This window comes from Pseudomonas sp. DWP3-1-3b3 (assembly GCF_049896305.1).
Lineage (GTDB): Bacteria > Pseudomonadota > Gammaproteobacteria > Pseudomonadales > Pseudomonadaceae > Aquipseudomonas > Aquipseudomonas azotoformans_A.
This window is the reverse complement of sequence record NZ_JAFCUA010000008.1, coordinates 124,239-147,587: the sequence shown is the minus strand read 5'-3', so window position 1 is coordinate 147,587 and position 23,349 is coordinate 124,239. Positions and strand designations below refer to the sequence as shown.

At 62.5% G+C, this 23,349-nt stretch carries 20 protein-coding genes; 6 read left to right on the top strand and 14 right to left on the bottom strand.

Going from position 1 to position 23,349, the window contains the following annotated elements; all coding sequences use genetic code 11:
* Positions 1 to 53: 53 nt before the first annotated feature.
* A complete protein-coding gene (gene soxR / locus ACP7BX_RS23105) occupies positions 54 to 506 on the top strand; it encodes a redox-sensitive transcriptional activator SoxR (RefSeq protein ID WP_426127678.1) in 453 nt (150 codons plus the stop codon).
* A 5-nt stretch (positions 507 to 511) separates the two neighbouring features.
* On the opposite strand, the gene ACP7BX_RS23100 is transcribed toward soxR, so the two are convergent.
* The 4 genes from ACP7BX_RS23100 to xylA form a co-directional block, all read right to left on the bottom strand.
* Positions 512 to 1,648, bottom strand: a complete 1,137-nt coding sequence (locus tag ACP7BX_RS23100) for a sugar ABC transporter permease (RefSeq protein WP_426127679.1) — start codon at positions 1,646 to 1,648, stop codon at positions 512 to 514.
* Positions 1,649 to 3,196, bottom strand: a complete 1,548-nt coding sequence (gene xylG, locus ACP7BX_RS23095; protein ID WP_314527817.1) for a D-xylose ABC transporter ATP-binding protein — start codon at positions 3,194 to 3,196, stop codon at positions 1,649 to 1,651.
* Positions 3,197 to 3,201: 5 nt separating this feature from the next.
* Positions 3,202 to 4,194 (bottom strand): D-xylose ABC transporter substrate-binding protein, encoded by a 993-nt coding sequence (xylF, locus tag ACP7BX_RS23090; RefSeq protein ID WP_269133646.1) that lies wholly within the window; start codon positions 4,192 to 4,194, stop codon positions 3,202 to 3,204.
* A 256-nt stretch (positions 4,195 to 4,450) separates the two neighbouring features.
* Positions 4,451 to 5,767: a xylose isomerase gene (xylA, locus tag ACP7BX_RS23085; protein ID WP_426127682.1), complete on the bottom strand. Its 1,317-nt coding sequence runs from the start codon at positions 5,765 to 5,767 to the stop codon at positions 4,451 to 4,453.
* 139 nt (positions 5,768 to 5,906) lie between these two features.
* Between xylA and ACP7BX_RS23080 the strand changes: the two genes are divergently transcribed.
* Positions 5,907 to 7,079 carry a XylR family transcriptional regulator gene (locus ACP7BX_RS23080; RefSeq protein ID WP_177114803.1) on the top strand — a complete coding sequence of 391 codons (1,173 nt, stop codon included), beginning with the start codon at positions 5,907 to 5,909 and terminating at the stop codon, positions 7,077 to 7,079.
* A gap of 88 nt (positions 7,080 to 7,167) precedes the next feature.
* The gene (locus ACP7BX_RS23075; RefSeq protein WP_033903113.1) at positions 7,168 to 8,145 is read left to right on the top strand and encodes a sugar-binding transcriptional regulator; all 978 of its coding nucleotides are present in this window, start codon (positions 7,168 to 7,170) and stop codon (positions 8,143 to 8,145) included.
* Between the two features lie 201 nt (positions 8,146 to 8,346).
* Here ACP7BX_RS23075 and dhaL read toward each other — a convergent pair whose 3' ends face one another.
* From dhaL to ACP7BX_RS23050, 5 genes are read right to left on the bottom strand one after another with little or no spacing between them, the layout of a single operon-like run.
* Positions 8,347 to 8,994, bottom strand: a complete 648-nt coding sequence (gene dhaL / locus ACP7BX_RS23070; RefSeq protein ID WP_177074329.1) for a dihydroxyacetone kinase subunit DhaL — start codon at positions 8,992 to 8,994, stop codon at positions 8,347 to 8,349.
* A 3-nt stretch (positions 8,995 to 8,997) separates the two neighbouring features.
* Positions 8,998 to 9,999 carry a dihydroxyacetone kinase subunit DhaK gene (locus ACP7BX_RS23065; RefSeq protein WP_426127685.1) on the bottom strand — a complete coding sequence of 334 codons (1,002 nt, stop codon included), beginning with the start codon at positions 9,997 to 9,999 and terminating at the stop codon, positions 8,998 to 9,000.
* A gap of 36 nt (positions 10,000 to 10,035) precedes the next feature.
* Positions 10,036 to 10,794, bottom strand: coding sequence for an SDR family oxidoreductase (locus tag ACP7BX_RS23060; RefSeq protein ID WP_426127687.1), 759 nt, complete (start codon positions 10,792 to 10,794; stop codon positions 10,036 to 10,038).
* Between the two features lie 14 nt (positions 10,795 to 10,808).
* Positions 10,809 to 11,786 carry an ABC transporter permease gene (locus tag ACP7BX_RS23055; RefSeq protein WP_071494913.1) on the bottom strand — a complete coding sequence of 326 codons (978 nt, stop codon included), beginning with the start codon at positions 11,784 to 11,786 and terminating at the stop codon, positions 10,809 to 10,811.
* Positions 11,783 to 13,270, bottom strand: coding sequence for a sugar ABC transporter ATP-binding protein (locus tag ACP7BX_RS23050; protein ID WP_177074331.1), 1,488 nt, complete (start codon positions 13,268 to 13,270; stop codon positions 11,783 to 11,785). The genes ACP7BX_RS23055 and ACP7BX_RS23050 overlap by 4 nt, the downstream gene beginning before the upstream one ends.
* 256 nt (positions 13,271 to 13,526) lie before the next feature.
* Here ACP7BX_RS23050 and rpiB point away from each other — a divergent pair, with 256 nt between their 5' ends.
* Complete coding sequence (gene rpiB, locus ACP7BX_RS23045) at positions 13,527 to 14,009, top strand: ribose 5-phosphate isomerase B (protein WP_038844192.1); 483 nt, start codon at positions 13,527 to 13,529, stop codon at positions 14,007 to 14,009.
* Between the two features lie 6 nt (positions 14,010 to 14,015).
* Here the strand turns inward: rpiB and ACP7BX_RS23040 are convergent, their stop codons facing one another.
* The 5 genes from ACP7BX_RS23040 to ACP7BX_RS23020 all read right to left on the bottom strand — a co-directional run bounded on the left by ACP7BX_RS23040 (position 14,016) and on the right by ACP7BX_RS23020 (position 21,177).
* Positions 14,016 to 15,281, bottom strand: a complete 1,266-nt coding sequence (locus ACP7BX_RS23040) for a carbohydrate porin (protein ID WP_426127690.1) — start codon at positions 15,279 to 15,281, stop codon at positions 14,016 to 14,018.
* Between the two features lie 57 nt (positions 15,282 to 15,338).
* Positions 15,339 to 17,747 (bottom strand): glucose/quinate/shikimate family membrane-bound PQQ-dependent dehydrogenase, encoded by a 2,409-nt coding sequence (locus tag ACP7BX_RS23035; RefSeq protein ID WP_426127692.1) that lies wholly within the window; start codon positions 17,745 to 17,747, stop codon positions 15,339 to 15,341.
* Between the two features lie 178 nt (positions 17,748 to 17,925).
* Positions 17,926 to 18,666 carry an IclR family transcriptional regulator gene (locus tag ACP7BX_RS23030; protein ID WP_177074334.1) on the bottom strand — a complete coding sequence of 247 codons (741 nt, stop codon included), beginning with the start codon at positions 18,664 to 18,666 and terminating at the stop codon, positions 17,926 to 17,928.
* Between the two features lie 148 nt (positions 18,667 to 18,814).
* The gene (locus tag ACP7BX_RS23025; RefSeq protein WP_038846498.1) at positions 18,815 to 20,143 is read right to left on the bottom strand and encodes an MFS transporter; all 1,329 of its coding nucleotides are present in this window, start codon (positions 20,141 to 20,143) and stop codon (positions 18,815 to 18,817) included.
* A gap of 65 nt (positions 20,144 to 20,208) precedes the next feature.
* Complete coding sequence (locus ACP7BX_RS23020; RefSeq protein WP_426127695.1) at positions 20,209 to 21,177, bottom strand: hydroxyacid dehydrogenase; 969 nt, start codon at positions 21,175 to 21,177, stop codon at positions 20,209 to 20,211.
* Positions 21,178 to 21,453: 276 nt separating this feature from the next.
* Between ACP7BX_RS23020 and ACP7BX_RS23015 the strand changes: the two genes are divergently transcribed.
* Positions 21,454 to 22,128 (top strand): RraA family protein, encoded by a 675-nt coding sequence (locus ACP7BX_RS23015; RefSeq protein ID WP_177114722.1) that lies wholly within the window; start codon positions 21,454 to 21,456, stop codon positions 22,126 to 22,128.
* Entirely contained in the window at positions 22,125 to 23,345 is a 1,221-nt protein-coding gene (locus tag ACP7BX_RS23010) for an MFS transporter (RefSeq protein ID WP_426160662.1), read from the top strand. Before ACP7BX_RS23015 ends, ACP7BX_RS23010 begins: the two co-directional genes overlap by 4 nt.
* Positions 23,346 to 23,349 lie beyond the last annotated feature (4 nt).

Here is a 23,349-nt window from a genome sequence, read left to right as displayed (position 1 = left end):
GGCAGGCCGACACTCTTTATAAGACCTCATGTATAGATGAGGTCAAGCCGCCGATGGAACCGAAAATCGATGTGCACATCCCCCTCGGGGTAGGCGAGTTGGCGCGGCGTAGCGGGGTGACCGTGGCGACTGTGCATTTTTACGAAGCCAAGGGTTTGATTCAGGGTCAACGCAGCCCAGGTAATCAGCGGCGCTACCACCGTGACGTGCTGCGCCGCATTGCGGTGATCAAGGTGGCGCAGCGCGCGGGGATTCCATTGGCAACCATCAAGGCTGCACTGGAGGAACTGCCGTCGGGGCGACCGCTGACGGCCAAGGACTGGACGCGGCTTTCCACGCGTTGGCGAGACATGTTGAATGAGCGAATCAACAGACTCACGCAACTGCGCGACCAACTCGACGGGTGCATTGGCTGCGGGTGCCTGTCCCTGAATGACTGCCCGCTACGCAATCCGGGAGATCGGTTGGGGCAGGTCGGGGACGGGGCGGTGTTGCTGGGCAAGTGAGGCAGTCAGCGTCTGCCCGTGCGCGTACTCACATCCACCCACACCGCCAGCACCAGGATGCTGCCCTTCACAATCATCTGCCAGTAACTGTCCACATCCAGCATCGACATCCCATTGTCCAGACTGGTGATCACCAACGCCCCGAGCAACGCGCCATACACCGTGCCCGAGCCACCACGCATTGATGTGCCGCCAATAAAACACGCAGCGATGGCGTCCAGCTCACCCATGCTCCCCGCCGACGGCGATCCGGCCGCCAGACGAGCCGTGTTGACCAAACCGGCGAGTGCACACATCACGCCCATGATGCCGAAGATCCACAACTTCACCGCCTGCACATTGATGCCCGACAGACGCGTGGCTTCCATATTGCTGCCCACTGCGTACACGCGACGGCCAAATACGGTCTGGCTGGTGACGTAGCTGAACACGCCCAATAACACCAGCAGCAGCAAGACGGGGACGGGAATTCCATCGTAGCTGTTGAGGGTCGTGACGAACCCGGCCAGTACGGCGCCGATGACCGCCACGCGCACCAGATCACGCACCAACGAATGCGCCGCCAAACCATGCAACGCGCGGTTGCGCCGCTGTTTCCAGGTCAAAAAAACCGTCAGCGCAAACAGCAGCACGCCCAGCCCGATACCCACCGAATGCGGCAAATACCCCTGGCCCACATACACCAACGATGGCGACACCGGCGCAATGGTGGTGCCGCCGGTAATCCCCAGCAGAATCCCGCGAAACGCCAGCATCCCACCCAAGCCGACAATGAATGACGGGATGCGCAGATAGGCCGTCATGTAGCCGTTGGCCAGCCCGATCATCAACCCGCACAGCGCCACCAGACTCAAGTTGGCCAGCAATGGTATGTGATAAATCACATCCAGGATCGCCGCCAACCCGCCGAGCAAACCGAGCAATGACCCCACCGACAAGTCGATCTCGCCGCTGATGATCACCAGCACCATGCCGCACGCCAGGATCCCGGTGATCGACATCTGCCGCAGCAGGTTGGACAGGTTGCGCGGCGTGAGAAACCCACCCTCGGTCTGCCAACTGAAAAACACCCAGATCACCGCCACGGCGATGACCAGGGCGAGCATTTTGTAGCGGGTGAAAAGGTGTTTGACCTGATTCATCTACGCGGTCTTCCGATCATTATTGTTGTGTTGGCTGAGCGCGGCGGCGAGCACCTGTTCCTGGGTGAGCCCCTCGTTGATAAAGTCACCGCGCAACTGGCCGTCGCCGATCACCAGCACGCGGTCGGACACGCCGAGCACTTCGGCCAGCTCCGAGGAGACCATGATGATCGCCACGCCTTCGGCCGCCAGCGCGCCCATCAGCTTGTAGATCTCATACTTGGCGCCCACGTCGACGCCGCGTGTGGGTTCGTCGAGGATCAGCACCTTGGGCTTGGCCATCAGCATTTTCGCCAGCACTGCCTTTTGCTGGTTGCCGCCGGACAGGCTAGTGATTGGCAGGAACGGGCTGGCGGTCTTGAGGTGCATGCGCGCGATCTGCTGGTCGATGCTGCCCAGTTCGGCTTCGGCATCGATGCGGGTCAGGTGCGCATAGGTGTCGAGCACCGCCAGGGTGATGTTCTGGCCCACGCCGAGGTCCGGGATGATGCCCTGGCGCTTGCGGTCCTCGGGCACCATGCACAGCCCGGCGCGGATCGACTTGAGCGGCGTGCGCGTGTCGATCACCTGGCCGTCCAGCCACACTTCGCAGCTGTAGCGACCGGGGTAGGCGCCAAACAGTGCCGACACCAGTTCCGTTCGCCCGGCGCCGACCAGCCCGGCAATGCCGAGGATTTCCCCGCGCTTGAGCACAAACGACACATCGTCCACGCGCTTGCGCTTGGGGTTGTCGACGTCATAACAGGTGACGTTGCGCGCCTCGAACATCACCTCGCCCACTGCATGGGGCTCGGTGGGGTAGAGGTTGCTCATCTCGCGGCCGACCATCTGGGTGATGATCTTCGCAATGTCCATGTCGGCCATGGCGGTGGTCGCGATGTGCTTGCCATCGCGGATCACAGCGATGGTGTCGCACACTGCCGCCACTTCATCGAGCTTGTGGGAGATGTACACGCAGGCCACGCCCTTGGCCTTGAGGCCACGGATGATGTCCAGCAGCACCTCGATTTCCGAGCGGGTCAGGGCCGAGGAGGGCTCGTCGAGAATCAACAGCCGTGCCTGCTTGTTCAGGGCCTTGGCGATTTCCACCAGTTGTTGGTAGCCGCCGCCATACTGCGATACCGGCAGCGCCACGTTCATGTCCGGCACCTTGAGTTCACGCATCAGCGCTTCGGCGCGGTGGAACATGGCCGGGTAGTTCATGCGCCCGCCGGGCAAGGTCAGTTCGTGGCCCATGAAGATGTTTTCAGCCACCGACAGGTCGGGCACCAGGGTCAGTTCCTGGTGGATGATCACGATACCGGCGGCCTCGGTTTCGCTGATGGAATGGGCCTTGAGTGGCTGCCCGTCCCAGAGGATTTCGCCCTCCCAGGTGCCGTACGGATAGACCGCCGACAGCACCTTCATCAAGGTGGACTTGCCCGCGCCGTTCTCGCCGCACAGGCCCACGCATTCCCCCGGCCGCACCTGGATATCGATGCCGTTCAGCGCGTTGACACCGCCAAAGCGTTTGACGATGCCGTTCATTTGCAGCAGGTAGTCGGCCATGGCGGTCACTGCCCGGCAATCTGCTCTTTGGTATAGAACCCGTCCTTCTCCAACAGGTCGATGTTGGCCTTGGTCAATGGGGTTGGGGTGAGCAGGATGGTGTCGACCTTTTTGCTGCCGTTGTCGTATTGCGAGCTGTAGGTCGGTTTCTCATTGCGCGCCAGTTGTACCGAGAGCTTGGCGGCTTCGGTGGCGATCAGCTTGAGCGGCTTGTACACGGTCATGGTCTGCGTGCCGTCGATCACACGTTTGATTGCGGCGAGGTCGGCGTCTTGCCCGGAAATCGGCACCTTGCCCGCCAGTTTCTGCGCGGCCAGGGCCTGGATCGCGCCGCCGGCAGTGGCGTCGTTGGAGGCGACGATGGCGTCGATCTTGTTGTTGTTCCGGGTCAGGGCGTTTTCGACGATGCTCAGGGCTTCAGTGGGGTTCCATTCCTTGACCCACTGCTGACCGACGATCTTGATGTCGCCTTTGTCGATGGACGGTTGCAACACCTTCATCTGGCCTTCGCGAAGCACCTTGGCATTGTTGTCGGTGGGCGCGCCGCCGAGCAGGAAATAGTTGCCCTTGGGCGCCGCTTGCAACACGCCGCTGGCCTGCATCTCACCGACTTTTTCGTTATCGAAGGAGATGTAGGCGTCGATATCCGCGTTCAGAATCAGCCGGTCATAGGACACCACCTTGATCCCGGCTTTCTTGGCTTCGGCGACGGCGTTGGTCAATACGGTGGCATTGAACGGCACGATGACGATCACGTCGACGCCACGGGAGATCAGGTTTTCGATCTGCGAGATCTGCTTCTGCTCGTTGGCATCGGCCGATTGCACGAAGACCTTGGCGTCGAGTTTTTCTGCGGCGGCAACGAAGTAGTCGCGGTCGCGGGACCAGCGTTCCAGGCGCAGGTCGTCGATGGAGAAGCCGATTTTCGGGTGGGCTGAGTCGGCCATGACGGGCAGGGCGAGCAGGGCCAGGGCAGTGGCAATGAGTGTACGTTTCATGGTTGTGCGTCCTTTTATTGTTGTTGGAAGACTCTAGACAAACACTGTACTTGTGGTGAACCCGGCTTGGGTTTGTATGTGGTGAGCAGGCTTGTTTGTGGTGAGCGGGCTTGCCCCGCGCTGGGGCGCGTAGCGGCCCCACTGCAGGCGATGCGTTTTTACCTGACACTCTGAGGTGCCTGGTTTTGGGGCTGCTTCGCAGCCCAACGCGGGGCAAGCCCGCTCGCCACAGAAAAACAGTCCGCTGACCACACGGTCACCGGTAGATAAAGCGATTCACAACACCCTCAAGCATCTCCTGCCGACCACTCACCGCCTGCGGGTTCAGCTCATGGACAAACGCGTGCTCGGCCAGTGATTCCAGGCTGAACTCACCCGCCAGCACGGCCTGCCCCAACGGCAGCTGCCAGCCGGCATAACGCTGGTCCTTGAATTGCTGCAGCCGGTCGTTCTCGACCATCGCCGCCGCGCGTTCCAGTGCCAGGGCCAGTACATCCATGGCGGCCACATGACCGTGGAACAGGTCCACATCATCCAGGCTCTGGCGACGCACCTTGGAGTCGAAGTTATAGCCGCCATTCTTGAACCCGCCAGCTTTGAGGATTTCATAAGTGGCGAGCGTCATTTCCTCGACGCTGTTAGGGAATTGGTCGGTGTCCCAGCCGTTCTGCGGGTCGCCGCGGTTGGCGTCGATACTGCCGAAGATCCCCAGGGACACGGCGGTGGCAATCTCATGATGAAAGCTGTGCCCGGCGAGGGTCGCGTGGTTGGCCTCGATGTTCACCTTGATTTCCTGTTCCAGGCCGTACTCATGCAGGAAACCGAACACCGTGGCGCTGTCGTAGTCGTATTGGTGCTTGGTTGGTTCCTGGGGCTTGGGCTCGATCAGCAGGTCGCCCTTGAAGCCGATCTTGTGCTTGTGCTCCACCACCATGCGCATGAAACGCCCGAGCTGTTCGCGCTCGCGCTTGAGGTCGGTGTTGAGCAAGGTCTCATAACCTTCGCGGCCGCCCCACAGTACATAGTTGGAACCCTTGAGCCGCAGGGTGGCGTTCATCGCGCTGAACACCTGGGCGGCAGCGTAGGCAAACACCTCCGGGTCCGGGTTGCTGGCGGCGCCGGCGGCAAAGCGTGGGTTGCTGAAGCAGTTGGCGGTGCCCCACAGCAGCTTGATTCCGGTCTGTTCCTGATGGCGTTCCAGGTGATCGACCATCTGCGCGAAGTGGTGGCGGTACTCCTTGAGCGAGCTGCCTTCGGGGGCGACGTCCGTGTCGTGAAAGCTGTAGTAGTCGATGCCCAGCTTGGAGAAAAACTCGAAGGCCGCATCCGCTTTGCCGATGGCCAGTTCCATCGGGTCGCCACTGCGCTGCCAAGGCCGCTTGAAGGTGCCCACCCCAAACATATCCGCCCCCGGCCAGACGAAGGTGTGCCAATAACAGGCGGCCATGCGCAGGTGCTCGCGCATGGGTTTGCCGAGGATGAGCTTGTTGGCGTCGTAGTGGCGAAAGGCGAGGGGAGCATCGCTGTGGGGGCCTTCGAAGCGAACCTTCTCGACACCGGGGAAGTACGGCATGGCGTTTTCCTTATTGTTCTGGGCGGTGGCTCGATACTAGCAACGGCGTTGGGCCTGCCGATTATGAAAATCATCAAGGGAGAGTGCGATTTTGCGTAGCAGGGGCTAGTCTGTTTCGACCGGCCCCAGGATAAAAACAATGAAAACCCTACCGCCCGTGCACCGCATTGCCTTGCTGTTCAACGGCAGCAAAATCTACGACCGCGGCATCATCGCCGGCATCGGCAATTACCTGAGCAGCACACGCGCGTCCTGGGACTTGTTCCTCGAAGAAGACTTCCTGTGCCGCCTCAAAGGCATCGAGCGTTGGCAGGGCGACGGCATCATTGCCGACTTCGACGACCCGCTGATTGGCGAGGCGCTGGCCGGGAGCAAGGTGCCGGTGGTGGCGGTGGGCGGTTCCTACGAGGATGGGCGGGCCTATCCCAAAGGCATTCCCTACGTGGCCACGGACAACTACGCCTTGATCAAGCTGGCCTATGAACACTTGATCGAAGCCGGCCTGACGCGGTTTGCCTGTTTCAGCCTGCCCGAAGCCCAGGCCAATCGCTGGGCCCAAGAGCGCGAAAAAGCCTTCAAGCGCTTACTGCAACGCGATGGCTTGCCCGTGCAGATCTATCGCGGCCTCGGCACCAGCGCCCCGCTGTGGGACAGCGCCGTCGAGCAGCAGATTGCCTGGTTGCAAAGCCTGCCCAAACCCATCGGCATTATCGCCGTCACCGACGCTCGCGCCCGGCAATTGCTGCAAGCCTGTCTTACTGCCGGCATCGCCGTGCCGGAAGAAGTCGCGCTGATCGGCATCGACAACGACCCGCTGACCCGTACCCTCACGCGGGTGCCATTGAGTTCGGTGATCCAGGGCACCGAAACCATGGGCCGCACCGCCGCTGCGCTGTTGCATCAGATGTTGCACGGCAAGCCCTGCGCGGGTACGCAGGTGCTGGTGCCGCCGGATGCGATCAACGTGCAGGCGTCCAGCTTGCATCAACCCTTGGGTCATCCTTATGTGATGCAGGCGCTGCTGTTTATCCGTCAATACGCTTGCCAGGGCATCAAGACTGCCCAGGTGGCGGCCTATGTTGGCGTGTCCCGTTCGTCCCTGGAGGCGCATTTTCGCAAGGTGCGCGGGTGCAGCGTGCATGACGAGATCCTGCGCTTCAAACTCGCCAGTGCCGCCAAGGGGCTGGAGGACGATCACCTGGCGATTGCCGATATCGCCCAGCAATGCGGCTTCAAGTCCGCGCAGTACCTGCACACGGTGTTCCGTCGCGAGTTCGGCTGCACGCCACGGGAATACCAGCAGAGCCATTAGAAACTTTGCAGGCTTGGCCCATTCGCCGCTGGACTTGCACCGTACAGACTAGGGAGAATGGTTTTTTGTGGCGTAAATGGAAGCTCCCATGACCGACAGTGCCCAGCGTGCCGCCAGCGACATCGACCTGATGACCGAAGTGGCCATGCTTTATTACCTCGACAACATCACCCAGGAAGCCATCGCCAAGCGCTTCGACCTGTCGCGGGTCAAGGTCAGCCGGCTGCTCAAGCGCGCCCGGGATGAAGGGGTGGTAGAGGTGCGGGTGTTGCAGCATCCGGCGTTGAACACGGAGCTGGAGCAGGCGCTGGTCGAGCGTTTCCAGCTGGACCGCGCGTTGATCGCGGTGGACCATGGCGACCCTGACACCCAGCGCTCGGCCGTGGCCAGCCTGGTCGCCAACTACCTGAACAAGACCCTCAGCGACGGCATGATCATTGCCGTCGGCATGGGCCGCAACGTCGGCGCGGTGGCCGAGAATGTGTTCCTGCCGGTGACGCGCAACTGCACGTTTGTGTGTGCGATTGGCGGCTCGCTCAAGGCGGGTGAATACATGAACCCCGACCATATCTGCCGGCGCCTGGCCCTGCGTTTTGGCGCCGAGAGCGAAACCCTGTACGCCCCGGCCCTGGTGGCCAATCCGGAACTGCGCAGCGTGTTGATCAACAACGACACCGTGCGCTCCACCCTCGACCGCGCGCGCCGCGCCGATATCGCCTTGATCGGCATCGGCGACATGAGCGAGAACAGCAACATGGTGCGCATGGGCTGGTTTTCACCCCAGGAAATCGCCCAGGCCCGTGTGTCCGGTACGGTGGGCGACATGATGGGCTACGACTTCATCGACATCCACGGCCAGCCGGCGGTCAACGCCATGCAGGGCAGGGTGATCGGCTTGACGGTGCAGGAGCTGGTGCGTATTCCCGATGTGGTGGCGATTGCCAGCGAGAACACCAAGGCGGCAGCCACCCTCGGCGCGTTGCGCTCCGGGGTGATCAACACCCTGGCGACGACTGTGTCGAACGCCTACACGATCCTTGCCCTGGATGATGCGACGCGTCGCTAAAGACGACCACATCCTTGTGGTGGGCAGGGCTATAGTGGCAAGCCCACTTCCTGTGGCGAGCGGGCTTGCCCCGCGTTGGGCTGCGAAGCGGCCCCAATCCAGGCGCCGCATTTATCCAGTTAGCACTCATTGGCAAATTTTGGGGCGGCTTCGCCACCCAACGCGGGGCAAGCCCGCTCGCCACAGGAAGTCTGCTGCCAACTAAGCAACTAACCGCGCCTCCACCGATTCGGCGAGGTCGGTGAGGATCAGGCAGCACGACACCGCGCCGGCATCCAGTACGCCGAGGGAACGTTCCCCAAGGCGGCTGGCGCGGCCGATTTTTGCCACCAGGTCGCGGGTGGAATCACGGCCCTGGGAGGCCGCGCTTTTCATCTGGCGCAAGGCCTCGCTGAACGACGCGCCGCTGGCCTGGGCCTGTTCAAAGGCTTCGACCGCCGGGATCAGCGTGTCCATCAGGCATTTGTCGCCCACACCCGCGTCGCTGATATCCTGCAAGGACGTGAGACCACCGCGCAGCAGCTTGGCGAAGGTCGCCGCGTCGATGCTGTCGCGGTCGCGCACTTCGTCGGCCATGCCGATGAACAGGCTGCCGTAGAGCGGGCCCATGGAGCCGCCGATGCCTTCCATCAGCGCCAGGGTAAGTTCGTCCAGTGCCTCGGCCAAAGACAGCTCGCGGCCTTCGAGGGTCTTGCCACAACGTGAGAACCCCTTGGCCATGTTGATGCCGTGGTCGCCGTCGCCGATGGCGCCGTCCACTTCGCTGAGGTATTCGCGGTTGGCGACGATGATCGACACCAGGTTGGTGACGATGGCGCTACCGGTGTTGCTGGGGAAATGCTCGCTCATGCTCTACTCCGACTGGGTCATGCCGATGGAGCGGCAGGGTTGGTCGATCAGGCTGCTCAGTTCAGCGTCGAGGCCGAGCAGGGTCAGGGTCACGCCCATCATTTCCAGCGACGTGAAGTAGTTGCCTACATAGCAACGGTGAATGCGCAGGCCCTTGGCGCGCAATTGGCGCTCGACCTCGGCGTAAAAAATATACAGTTCCATCACCGGCGTAGCGCCCAGGCCGGAGACCAGCACCACCACGCTCTCATCTTGGGTGAAGTCGCGGTCAGCCAGGATCGGCGCGAGCATGCGTTCGGCCATGGCGGCGGCGTATTCCACCGGCACCACTTCAATGCCGGGCTCGCCGTGATGGCCGATGCCCAGTTCCATCAGGCCATCGGCAATGTGGAAGTTCGGCTTGCCCACTGCGGGGATGGTGCAGGGCGTCAGGCCCACGCCGATGGAGCGGCAATGATCCACGGCTTTCTGCGCCACACGGATCACGCCGTCGAGGTCGTAGCCCTGGGCGGCGGCGGCACCGCCGATTTTCCACATGAAAATCTCACCGGCCACGCCGCGACGCTTGGCGATGTCGGCAGGTGGGGCAGAGGCCACGTCGTCATTGGCGACCACGGTGCGAATGTTCATGTCTTTGCTGGCGGCCATTTTCATCGCCAGCTTTACGTTCATGTTGTCGCCGGCATAGTTGCCGTACAGGCACGCCACGCCCGCGCCCTGGTCGGCGGCGCGGAACGCATCGAAGAAGCTCTTGGCAGTGGGCGAGGAGAAAATCTCGCCGACGGCGACCGCATCCACCAGCCCTGGCCCCACATAACCCAGAAACGCCGGCTCATGCCCCGAACCGCCACCCGTGACAATGCCCACCTGGCCGGCCGGTGAGGTCTTACGCTTACCGATGACCCGTGGGTTGCTTTCGTACTGCACCAGTTCCGGGTGCGCCAGGAGGATGCCGGCGAGCATGTCCTCGACCACCAGGTCCGGATCGTTGATGACTCGATTCATAGGGTGTTTCCTTGTTCTTATCTGTCTGGAATCGGATTACTGAATGCTGTAGCCGCCGTCGATCACCACGTTTTCCCCGGTGATCATCTTGGCCGCATCGCTGACCAGGTAAAGCACCAGCCCGGCGATCTCTTCCGGCTGGGCGAAGCGCCCCACCGGGATCTGCAATTTGGCCTTCTCACCCAGTTCGCCGGCCCACGCCTTCTTGCCCAGGGCGGTCTCGACGATGGTCGGCGACACGGCGTTGACGTTGATGCCGTGGGCTGCCCATTCCATGGCCAGCACTTTGGTCATGCCGACCACTGCCGCCTTGCTGGCGCAGTAGGCCACATGGCGATCAAGCCCAATCACCGCCGCTTGGGAGGCCAGGTTGACGATGCGCCCGCTGCCTTGTTCGATCATATGCCGGGCACAGGCCTGGGCCACGAAGAAGCTGGCCTTGAGGTTGATGTCCAGGGTGGTGTCCCAGGCGTTTTCGCTGACGTCCAGGGCCTTGTCCAGCAGTGCGACACCCGCGCTGTTGACCAGGTAATCAATGCGCCCGAGGCCGGTGTGGGCCTCATCAATCGCAGCCTGTACCGAATCGAGCTGGCGCAAATCAGCCACCAAACCCAAATGCCCCGTGCCGAGGCTGGCGGCCACTTCGACCACCGCGGGGTCACGATCCAGCAAGGCCACCCTGGCACCGCGCTCCACCAACAAACTCGCGCAGGCCAGGCCGATCCCGGCGGCGCCCCCGGTGATCACGGCGCAACGGCCGGTGAGGTCGAACGCCTGGTTCCAGAAATTGGACATTGCACACACTCCACTTAGCGTTTTTTCTTGCGCCAGACATCGATCAGCACCGCAAGTACGATGATCAACCCCTTGGCCACTTGTTGGTAATACGACGACACCCCGAGCAGGTTCAAGCCGTTGTTGATCACACCGATCAGCAGCGCGCCAAACAAGGTGCCGACGATGCTGCCGGTGCCACCTGACAGGCTGGTGCCGCCGATTACCACGGCGGCAATCGCGTCCAGCTCATACGACACGCCGGCCTGGGGCAGGGCCGAGGTGGTCCGCGCCGCCAGCACCACGCCCGCGAGTCCCGCCAGCAGGCCCGAAATCACATACACCGAGAACGTCACCTTGCGCACGCCAATGCCGGACGTACGCGCGCTTTTTTCATTGCCGCCCACGGCGTACACATAGCGCCCGTAAGTGGTGTAGCGCAGCACCATCCAGAAGATCAGCGCGACCACCGCAAAGATAATGATCGGCACGCCGATGGGGCCGAGCTTGCCGATGCCCAGGGCGAGGAAACTGTCCGGCAGGTCGGTGACCGGGCTGCCATCGTTGAGGATAAAAGTCATGCCCCGCGCCACGCTGAGCATGCCGAGGGTGGCGACAAACGGCGGAATGCTCAGGTTGGCAACCATGAACCCGTTGACCACGCCCAGCATGGCCCCGGCAAACATCCCGGCACTCACCGCCGCCAGCAGGCCGTAGCCTTGGGTGGCGACCAAGGCGCTGCACAAACCGGCAAACGCCAGGATCGACCCCACCGACAGGTCGATGCCCTTGGTCAGGATCACGTAGGTCATGCCCACGGCGAGAATGCCGTTGATGGAAGTCTGGCGCAGGATGTCCATCCAATTGCGCCAGGTCATGAAGTATTCGCTGGAAAACGCCATTACCAGGCACAGCAGGATAAACACCAGCGGCAGGCCAAAACGGTCGAGGGACAGGCGCAGGCGATTGCGCGGCGCGGCGGTAACGGGGGCGGCGAGGACTTTGCTATTCATGAGGCGAGACTCAACAAGGCTTCCTGGGAAAGGGCGGTGTCGGTGCTGACGGTCACCAGCCGGCCGCCCTTGAACACGGCGATGCGATCACTCAGGTGCAGCAGTTCCGGGGCTTCGGACGAAACCACGATGGCCGCGCCACCGGCGCGCACGAATTCGTCCAGCAGGTGATAGATCTCCTGCTTGGCGCCTTCGTCGATGCCGCGTGTGGGTTCGTCGCAGAGCAGGCAGATCGGCTGCGTCGACAGGCATTTGGCGAGCACCACTTTCTGTTGGTTGCCGCCGCTCATGGACTCCACCGGCAGGTCCAGGGACGAGACCTTGATCTGCAAGCGCTTGACCATGCTCTGGGCCAGGGCGTTCTCCTTGCGCGCATTGATCACCGACCAACTCGACAGCTGCTTATAGGCCGACAACGCAATGTTGGCGAGGATGCTGCCACTGAGCACCAGGCCGCTGTCTTTGCGGTCTTCGGTGACCAGGGACATACCGGCACGAATCGTCGCCGCCGGCGTGCCGGTCGGCAACGGCTGGCCTTGCAGGGTAGCGCTGCCGGCGTCCGGCAGGGTCAGGCCGTACAGGCAGTTGAGGAATTCGCTGCGCCCCGAGCCCATCAGGCCGTAGATGCCGAGGATTTCACCCTGGCGCAGTTGCAGGCTGATGTCCTGGAACTCGCCGTCGCGGCTCAGGCCACTGACGTCCAGGCAGGTGGTGGCGGCGCATTCGCGGCCGACCTTGTGGTCGATGCGTTGCAGCTCCTGGCCGACGATGCCGCGCACCAGGTGGGCGCGGTCGATATCCGCCATGCGCCCGCTCTCCACAAAGGCGCCGTCGCGAAAGATGCTGTAGTCGTCGGCGATCTGCGCCAATTCGCTGAGGCGGTGGGACACGTAGATGATGCCGGCACCCCGCGCCGTCAGGCGGCGGATCGCCTTGAACAGGGTTTCGGCTTCGCGCTCGCCGATGGCCGAAGTGGGCTCGTCCATGATCATCACCTGGCAGTCATGGCTGAACGCCTTGGCGATCTCCACCAGCTGAATCTGCGCCACGCTCAGGCGATGCATGGGGCTGGTGGCGTCGACGTCGAATTCCAGGCTGTGCAGCAATTCGCGGGTGCGCCGGTTCAGTTCCTTGCTGTCGACGATGCAGCCAGCGCGGCGCGGCTCGCGACCCAGCCAGATGTTCTCGGCCACGGTCATGTAGGGGATGGGTTCCAGTTCCTGGGTGATCATCGCCACGCCTGCGGCGAGTGCCGCACTGGGGCGGTCGAACTGCACCGGTTGGCCGTTGAGCAGGATGGTGCCGGCGTCGCGTTGGGTGATGCCCATGAGGATACTGAGGAAGGTCGATTTGCCGGCGCCATTGCCGCCGCACAGTGCGTGCACGCTGCCGGCCCGCAGGGAGAGACGCCCGTCGCGCAGGGCGGGGACCCCGGCATAGGCCTTGGAAACTTGTTCAGCCTGGAGCAGTAATGGCGTGGCCATCGGTGTGTCCTCTTGCTGATTTTCTTATTAGGTAGGCTTAGCCAACAGCCTGATCATATGATCGGATAGTGATCATATGTTTAAACTGCTTGGGTCGGTTTTGTCAATGCTTTGCCCACGGCTCTCGCCGAGGTTTTAGCGTTATTTAGTGTTTGGGTCTTTAAATAAGCCTTGACAGCGACCTACTCATCGCCCGCTAATGATTGTGCATAATTTCAGTGAGTGATCATATGATCGGTCTGATGGAGAAACAGTAATGGGTGCACAAACGACGTTTTCGGTGGCCATCGGATGCGACGAGGCGGGCTTCGAACTTAAGGAGCTGCTCAAGCGCTTTATCGAAGGCCTGGGGTATGGGGTCGAGGATTTTGGCTGTCATTCGTCCAGCCCCGTGCTGTATCCCGATATCGCGGCGGCGGTGGCCATGGCGGTGGGGGCGGGTGAGCAGCGCCTGGGCGTGTTGATTTGCGGCACGGGCATTGGCATGGCGATCTCTGCCAATAAGATCAAAGGCGTGCGGGCTGCACAGGCCCACGACACGTATTCGGCCGAGCGTGCGCGCAAGAGCAACGATGCGCAGATCCTGTCCATTGGTGCGCGGGTGATCGGGCCCGAGCTGGCCAAGAGCATCGTCAAAGTGTTTCTGGAATCGGAATTCGAAGCGGAGCGCTCCGGCAAGAAAGTCGAGCGCATCACTGCGCTCGAACAGGCGAACAGGGCGTTGCCGTCAGACGACTGAGCCGTTTCAGAACACCGCCTTGACCTGCAGGCCCAGCACCAGGGCGTTGTCGATGTTGTCACCGGAAAACGCACCCGGCTCGATGATGTATTGCACATCCGGGCGCAGGGTCAGCCAGGGCGTGGCCTGGTAGCCGTAGCTGAGTTCGATCAGCTGTTCGGCATTGCTCAGGTTGGGGTAGTCGTTGCCTGCGTTGAGCGCGGCCAGCTCCTGAGCCTCGCGGCTGCGTGGGTTGGGCACGGCGCGACCATAGCCCAAGGCCAGCGTGTCACGCGGTCGGCCTTCGAACGGCTTGTACAGCACCACGCCCGCGCCATACCACTTGGTGAATGGCGAAGCCGCTTCACTGGCGGCAGAGTATTGACCGAAGGCGTGCAGCACGCGGCCGGCGGAGGAGTCGGAAGCCCAAACGGCCTGGTCGATCAGCAGGTAGTGACCGCCGCGACCGCTGACTTCCTTGCTGCTGCCGATGCGTTTCACGTCGGAGCTGTCGTAGTAATAGCCCAGCTTGTATTCACCCGGCAGGTTGCCCGCGTGTTTGTACACCAGCTCGATCGGCACCACGGTGCCGGTGGTGTGTTTGGGTCCCAGTTTCCAGGCGCGGCTGGAGTTACCATTGCTTTCCGGGTCAACGTTGAACGCGGCGACGCGCAGTTGCCAGTTGGGTGCGAAGTCGTATTTCACCCGCGCACCCAGGCGTGCATTGGGGTAGTTGGTCCAGCCGCTGCCGCCGGACATGTTCAGCGGGTGCCCGCAGAAACCGGCGTTCATGAAGTTGCACAGGATGCCGCTGTCCAGGCCGCCGAGGTCATTGCCCATGGCCATGTAGCCGAACTTGACGTTGAGGGCCTGCGTGAACAGCGTGCGCTCGTAGCTCAATTCGGTCAGGCGCGTGTAGAGGCCACCGTAGTTTTCCTGGATCGGCAGGCGGTTGCCCACCAAATCCTCGGAAGCGCTGTTGCCGCGACGGTCGTTAATAGTGACTTGGATGCGATCGCCATTATTGAAACCGTAGAGCTTACCCAGGTCGAACTGCACGCCCAGCTTGAGGTTCTGCGAGTAGCGCGCCGAGCGATGCTGGCCACCGTGGGCGTTGTAGGCGGTTTCGCCGCTGTAGTCGCCGGTAAAGCGGATGCCTTGCGCGTCGAGTTCACGGCGCAGGCCGCCCCAGTCGCCGGTCAGGGTGGTGTCATCGGCTTGCACGGGCAGGGCGGCACCCAGGGCGAGGCCCAGCAACAGGCGCCCAAGGGGAATATGAGAAGTGGGGGTCATGCGGGTTTTTCCAGGCAGAAGGCGCGGCGCCGGGGGAGGCGCCGCGCGAACAGGGGGTTATGGCAGGGCGTAGGCGATCACGTAGTCGCCACGATCGGTGGACTGGCGTGCGCCACCGGCGGTGATCACGATGTATTGCTTACCGGTTTTCGGCGACACGTAAGTCATCGGGCCACCTTGGCTGCCCACGGGCAGGCGGACTTTCCAGACTTCATCACCGTTGCCGCTGTTGAAGGCGCGCAGGTAGAAATCCTGGGTGCCGGCGATAAAGATCAGGCCGCCCTGGGTCGACAGGGTGCCGCCGAGGGTTGGCAGGCCGATCTTGATCGGCAGGTGCATGCGAATGCCCAGCGGGCCGGTGTCTTCCACGGTGCCGACCGGCACTTGCCAGGCGACCTTTTGCGTCTTCATGTCGATCGCGGTCAGGGTGCCGAACGGCGGCGCCTGGCACGGAATGCCGGCCACCGACAGGAAGCGGTTTTTGTTCACCGCATACGGCGTGCCCTTGAGCGGCACGGCGCCCATGCCAGTGTTCAGCGCTTCGCCACCGGACGCGGCTTGGGCCTTGTTCTGCGACGGCACCATCTGGATCCACAGGCCCAGGCGCATGTCATTGACGAAGATAAAGCCGTGTACCGGGTCGGTGGAAATACTGCCCCAGTTCATGCCGCCCAGGGAGCCTGGAAAACTCAGGGATTTATCGGTGCCCGGCGCGGTGTACAGGCCGTCGTAGCGCATGCCCTTGAAGTCGATACGGCACAGCAGCTGATCGTAGGGAGTGGCGCCCCACATGTCCGATTCGGTCAGGGTTTGCGCGCCGATCTGCGGCATGCCGACGGATTTCGGCTGGGTCGGGGAGTAGGGTTCGTTGGGGATGTTGGCGGCCTTGACCGGGACTTCTTTAACGTCGGTCAGCGGCTTGCCGGTGGCGCGGTCGAGCACGTAGATCTGCCCGGCCTTGGTGCCGATCACGACTGCAGGCACGGCTTTGTCGCCGCCCGGTGGCGTGAAGTCGATCAGGCTTGGCTGCATCGGCAGGTCGAAGTCCCACAGGTCATTGTGGACGGTCTGGTACACCCACTTTTCCGCGCCGGTGGAGGCATCCAGCGCCAGCACCGAAGCGCCGTATTTGTGGTTGAGCTGGGTGCGTTCCACGCCGTAGATGTCGGTGGACGAGCTGCCCATCGGCAGGAAGACCGTGTTCATCAGCGGGTCGTAGGACATCGGCGCCCAGCTGTTCGGCGTGCTGCGCACGTAAGTGCTGCCGTCGGCCGGGGCTGTTTTGTCTTCCGGGTTGCCGGGGTCGAAGGCCCAGCGCATCTGGCCACTGATCACGTCGAAGCCACGGATCACGCCGCCTGGCATGTCGGTCTGCACGTTGTCGGCCACGCGGCCGCCGACGACTACGGTGGTGCCGGCGATCAGGGGTGCGGAAGACAGTTGGTAGTAGCTGTCCGGCACGTTACCCAGGCCGGCTTTCAAATCCACCTGGCCGTGGGTGCCAAAGTCTTCGCAGAATTTGCCGGTGTCGGCATCTACGGCGATCAGGCGCGCATCGATGGTGTTGGTCAGCAGGCGACGCTGGCACTGCGCGCCGGCCGGCACACTGGCGGCAATGATCGGTGAACTGTTCGGCTGGGTCGGCTGGGCAATCGGCGCGGTGGCGTCGAAATACGCCATGCCACGGCAACGCTGCCACACCGCCGATTTGGCGTTGACCTCGTTCTTCCACAGTTCTTTGCCGGTGTCGGCGTCCAGGGCGATCAGGTTGTTGTGGGGTGTGCAGATGAAGACCTTGTTGCCGATCTGCAGGGGCGTCAGCTGGTCTTCGGCACCGTTGCCGTCGCTGATCGCGACGTCGCCGGTGTGATAGGTCCAGGCCACTTTGAGCTTATTGACCGTGTCACGGTTGATCTGGTCCAGCGCGGCGAAGCGGCTGCCGCCTTCGGTGTTGCCGTAATGCGCCCAGTCTTTCTGTGCGTCGGCCGCAGTCACCGGGGTGATGCCAGGGCCGGCACCGGTCGGCGCCACGCTCGGGTGGGCGACGAACATGTTGCCCGCCGCGACCGCCACGCCCGCCGCCAGTACGGCAGCCACCGCATAGGCGCCGCGTGCAGGCCGGTTGACCAGCAACGGGTACACCAGCGCCACCACCATGCCGATGGCCGCGAACATGAACACGCGGGAGAACAACGGCCAGAACACCAGGCCCACGTCCGCCACCGCCCAAATGGCCGTGCCAATCAAAAAGGCGGCGAACAACCAGGCACCGGCTGGCTTGCGGCCGGCGATCAACAGGCCGGCAATCGTCATGACTGCGCCGCCGATCAGGAAGTACCAGGAACCTCCCAGGCTGACCAGTTTGACGCCGCCAATGGCCAGCGCGAGGCCGAGCAGGGCGATGATCACGCCCAGGCCCAGCAGTAAGAATCTAGAGGCGCCAGCGGCGCGCGATGCTCGTTTCATGTCGACAGGACTCGAATGTGAGAGGGCAAAGACGCGATTTTAGCAAGATAAGTAACTGGTTAGTACATTAGAGTCCTGCAATAGACTATTACAGGCGCTGCGATGATGGGATGTGGTGGAATGTCGCTCAGGGTGCGAATGACCTCGCACCCTACTGTTCTGCGCATCCGTGATGAGTTTAGTCGGCTTTTTTGCCGCGCAGCTTTTTCTGCGGGGCGTCGGTGTCGGCCAGTGCGTCGCCACCCAGGCTACGGGTCAGTTCGACGGCGGCTTGCTGGAACAGCGGGTGCAGCGTCTGCGCTTGTTCGGCGGTCAGGCGGCTGGCGGGGCCGGACAGTACCAGCGCACCGATCAGGTTTTCTCCTGGGCCGAAGATCGGCAGGGCCATGGACGAGGCGTGGGGGTCGGTGGCGCCGTGGGAGAAAATCGGCTTGATCATCTTCGCGGCCAGCGAATAGGGCGTGCGCAACGCCTCGGCCCCGGCGGCCCCGTCCATGGGGCGGGTGTCACCGGGTTGCAGGTGCAGGCGCAGGTGATGGGGGGAGTTCACGCGGTACAGGCACATCCGATAAGCGCCGTGACGTACATAGAAGGACGCGGTTTCGCCGGTTTCTTGAGTCAGGCGGTGCAGCAGTGGGGTGATGTGGCGTTCAAGGTCGAGGCCGTCCTGATACACGGTGTTCAAGCGCATGATCTCGGTGGCCAACTGATAGCGACCGTCGGCCAGGCGGGTGATCAGGCCGTGGTCTTCGAGCGAGACCATCAAGCGCATGATGGTGCTTTTGATCAGCCCGGTGCGGGCGGCGAGTTCGGCCAGTTCCAGGGCAGTATCCCCCATGCGGAAGGCAGTGAGCACGGTGAGCACCCGATCGGCCGAGGCCACCCCGGTGACTGCGGGGCGTGGGCGGGTTTTTACCATGGGGTGCTCCTTGTTGGGGGGAAGCTGCAAAATACTGGTATTGGCGGATGGGGGCAATCTTGACTGTCCACCGGAGCTAAAGGTGGGAGTGGGCAAGCCCCAGTGCCCATCCGTTAAGGCTGAGCACTGTACCTGTGGCATTAGGATTTCAGTTGGCGTTGGCGGCTTTATTGAACTCCACGGTTTCCTTCATCTGCTTGCGCCCCATCAACAACACCATCACCGCACCTGCCGCACACAGCGCCGCCAATGGCAGCAGCGCAATCGCGTAACTGCCCGTAGCATGATGAATCGTGCCGTACACATTGACCATGATCCCGCCGCCAATCAGGTTGGCCATCGCGCCCACAGCCGCCAAGCCAGCAGCAGCGGTGGAGGAGGAGAGCCAGGTGGAGACCAATGCCCAGAACGGTCCTTTCATGGAGTAAGCACCAATCAGCACCATTGACAGCATGATCACCGTCGCCACCAGGGATGAGGTGACCAGTGCCAAGAGCAGGCCGCCCGTGATCAGCAACAAGGTGGTCGCGGTGTGCCAGCGGCGTTCGCCGGTTTTATCCGAGCTGCGGCCCCACATGATCATCAGGATCGATGCCAGCCCGTAGGGGATCGCATTGACCAGGCCGATTTCCAGGTTGTTCAAGCCAAAGGTCTTGAGCAATTGCGGCGCCCACACGCTCATGGTGCTGCCGGCCGCCGAGGCGCCGGAGTAGATCAGTGCCAGCACCCAGATGTGTTTGTGGCGCAGCAGTTTCCACAATGAGATATGCCCGATAGCGGTCTTGCGGCTGCGTTCTTCGTCGAGTCGACTGGTGAGCCAATGGCGTTGCTCGTGGCTCAGCCATTTGGCTTGCTCCGGGCGATCGGTCAGCACAAACAGGCAGGCAATGCCCAGCAGTACCGCCGGAATGCCTTCGATGATGAACAGCCAGTGCCAACCGCGCATGCCGAACCAGCCGTCCAGGCTCAACAATAAGCCGGACAGCGGTGAGCCGATGAAGTTGGCACCGGGAATCGCCACCATGAAGATAGCGACCATGCGCCCACGGTACGCCGCTGGCAGCCAGTAGGTGAGGTACAACAGTACGCCCGGGAAGAAGCCGGCCTCGGCCGCACCCAACAGAAAACGCATCACATACAGCGAGTTGGCACCGGTGACAAACGCGGTGCCGGCGGAAATCAGGCCCCAGGTGATCATGATCCGCGCAATCCACACCCGTGCGCCGAAGCGCTGCAGGGCCAGGTTGCTCGGCACTTCCACAAGAAAGTAAGAGACAAAGAACAGGCTGCTGGCAAAGCCGAAGATTGCCGGGGTCAGCCCCAGGTCCTGGTTCATTTGCAGCGAGGCCATGCCGATGTTGCCACGGTCGATGATCGCCAGCAGGTAGCACAGGATCAGGAATGGCAGCAGTCGCCAGGCCACCTTGCGCATGGTTGAGCGCTCAAGGGCGCTGATGTCGGTAGAACTGATAGGCATGACTCTCTCCCGTGTTGTTTTTTTTGGAGAAGCGTGATGAGCCCGCGCGTAATCGGCGGACGATGTCAGTGTGCGTAGAGATGGCGGTTGACCACCGCACGCGGTGGCGGCGCGATGCCGTCCCAGAAATCGATGATGTGTTGCAGGGCCAGCAGGCCCACGCGGTCCCGTGCTTCGGCGGTGTTGGCGCCCACATGGGGTGTGGCCACCAGGGTCGGCAGGCCCCACAGCGCCGAGTCGGCAGGCGGCGGTTCGGGGTTGAAGGTGTCGAGCCCGGCGCCGGCAATCTGCCCGGTGCTCAAGGCGTGGACCAAGGCTTCGGTATCGATCAGTTCACCGCGTGCCGTGTTGATCAGAATGCTGCCTGGGCGCATGCGCTTGAACTGCGCGGCGCCAAACAGGTTGCGGTTTTGCTCGGTCAGCGGGCAATGCAGGCTGATGATATCGCAGCTCGCCAGCAGGTCATCAATGGTGTCGACGCGCTCCACGTTCGGCAGGTCCGCCAGGTACGGGTCAAACACTTTGATGGTCATGCGCAGTGGCGCCACCAATTCCATCAGGATCCGTCCGATGGCGCCCAGGCCCACCAGGCCCAGGGTCTTGCCGGACAGTTCGATGCCCACCGAAGTGGCTTTGTCCCAGTGCCCGTCACGCATCCGCGCGTCGAGCAGGGCGGTCTGGCGCGCCACGCTGAACATCAATGCCAAGGCGTGTTCGGCCACCGATTGCGCGTTGGCGCCCAGGGCGATGGTCACCGGGATCTGGCGCTCGGCGGCGGCGGCGATGTCGATGGTGTCGTAGCCCACGCCGTGCTTGGCGATGATTTTGAGTGCGGCGGAGGCGTTGATCATCTCGCGGGTCAGTTGGCCCTGGCGCACGATGATCGCGTCCGGTTGTTCGCGGGCAATGATCGCGATGAGTTCATCGGCCGGTGCGTAGGGCGTGGTGGGGATGATGCGCACGCCGTGGGAGGCGGCATGGGCCATGGCGTCGGCGGTCAATTCCGGGCCGGTCAGCAGGAGGGTTCGGGTCATTTCTGTGCACCTTGGTGTTTTTGTCGGTGTGCGGTGGTGGCTGGAAATTAGCATAATGAAACGGCGTTGCAATAAATAAATTTTCCAGTGGTCACTTAAGATCGAGCTGTATTCGTGGTTTGGCCTTGTTGTATCAGAGGTTTAGTTTGTTTATACGGGGCTTTGCCGCTCGTCATTTGGCGGATGACTCGGGTTTGAGTCTTGTTGATTTGAATTTGTGATGTTAATTTCGAAACATCGTTTCAAAACAAACAAAAATCATCAGAGGAATACCCCATGTCCATCGGATTCAGAGTGCTCAAGCAGCAACGCAAGGTCGCTGCCGAGTGGGTCGAGCGTTACCGCACGGTGCCCGTCGCCAACATCAGCGACTCCATGCACCGCATGACCGCCGGCGGTGCCAGCCTGCAACCGATGCACCGCACGGGCGTACTGGTCGGGCCGGCGCTGACCGTGAAGGCACGGCCGGGGGACAACCTGATGCTGCATCACGCGCTGGACATCGCCGAGCCTGGCGACGTGATCGTGGTGGATGCCGGCGGTGACCTGAGCAACGCGCTGATTGGCGAGATGATGGTGGCCTACGCGATCAAGAAGGGCGTGGCGGGCATTGTGATCAATGGCGCGATTCGCGACGCGGCCAGCATCGGCGCCGGGGAGTTCCCGGTGTTCGCCGCCGGTATTACCCATCGCGGCCCTTACAAGGACGGCCCTGGCGAGGTGAATGTGCCGATTGCCCTGGCCGGCATGGTGATCGAACCGGGCGATCTGGTGATCGGGGATGAGGACGGTCTGCTCTGCGTGCCGTTCGAGCAGGTCGGCGAGGTGTATGATCGCGCCTATGCCAAACATGCCGCCGAACAGAAGCAGCTGGAACAGATTGCACTGGGCGAAAACGACCGTTCCTGGGTCCTTAAATCCCTGACACAAAAGGGCTGCGAGTTTATTTGAATCCTGCGTCTACCCCCCGATGGCCCGCGCCCATCCGCGCGTTGCGCCATCGTAATTTCCAGATCTACTTTGTTGGCCAGGGCCTCTCCACTCTGGGCAAATGGGTGCAACAGGTCGCGCTGTCGTGGCTGGCCTACCACCTGACCGGCTCGGCCGTACTGCTGGGCGCGATTGCGTTTCTGACGCTGTTGCCGCAGCTGTTGGTCGGGCCGCTGGCGGGCGCCTGGTCCGACCGCCACGACAAGCGCCGCCTGCTGATGGCGGTGCAGGCCATACTGGCAGTGCAATCGGTGGCGCTCGCCGTGCTCACCTCGCAGCAGTGGATGGGCCGCGAGGTCATCATCGTCATGGCGCTGCTGCTGGGCTTGCTCAATGCCCTGGAAACGCCGCTGCGCCAAGCCTTGATCGCCAGTTTCGTCGATGACCCCAACGACCTGCCCAATGCCCTCGTACTGAATGCGATGCTGATCAACGCCGCGCGCTTTATCGGCCCGCCGCTGGCCGGCTTGCTGATCAACTGGAGCGGCGAGGCCGGTTGCTTTCTGCTCACCGCCATCGCCTTCGGCATGTTGCTGATCGGGCTGGGCCAGGTGAAGAGTCGCGCACAAGTGCGCGCCAAGGGCTCTACCGGGGAGATCTTCCGCGAAGGCCTGCGCTACTTGTGGGGCACATTGTCCATCCGGCGCTTGCTGATCAGCGTGGTGATGGTGAACCTGCTTGCCTCCTGCTACACGGTGCTGCTGCCGATCCTGGCCAAGCACACGTTCAGTGGCGATGCACAGACCCTGGGCTGGCTCTGGGGCGCTGCGGGCGCGGGGGCTTTTGTGGCCACGATCTTTCTTGCGTTCGCGGGTAGCACCTCGCGGTTGAGCCGCATCATCGCCATGGGCGCGGTGGTGTGTGCGGTGTCGTTGTGTGCGGTGGCGGCCAACCCACCGCTGTGGTTTACCTTGGTTGCGCTGGCCGGGTTGGGTTTTGGTATCACGGTGAGCAATGTCAGCAGCAACATGACGCTGCAAAGCGCCGCGCCCGAAGCCTTGCGGGGTAGGGTGATCGCGTTCTACATCGCCATGCGTTTCGGCTTTGAAGCCATCGGCGGGTTACTCGCCGGTCTGTTGGCGGCGGCGCTGAGCGTGCAATGGACCCTGCTGCTGGCCGGCGGTTTGCTCGGGCTTTATCAGTTGGCGAGTTGGCAGGTCAGCCGCCGGCGCGGTTGAAAGC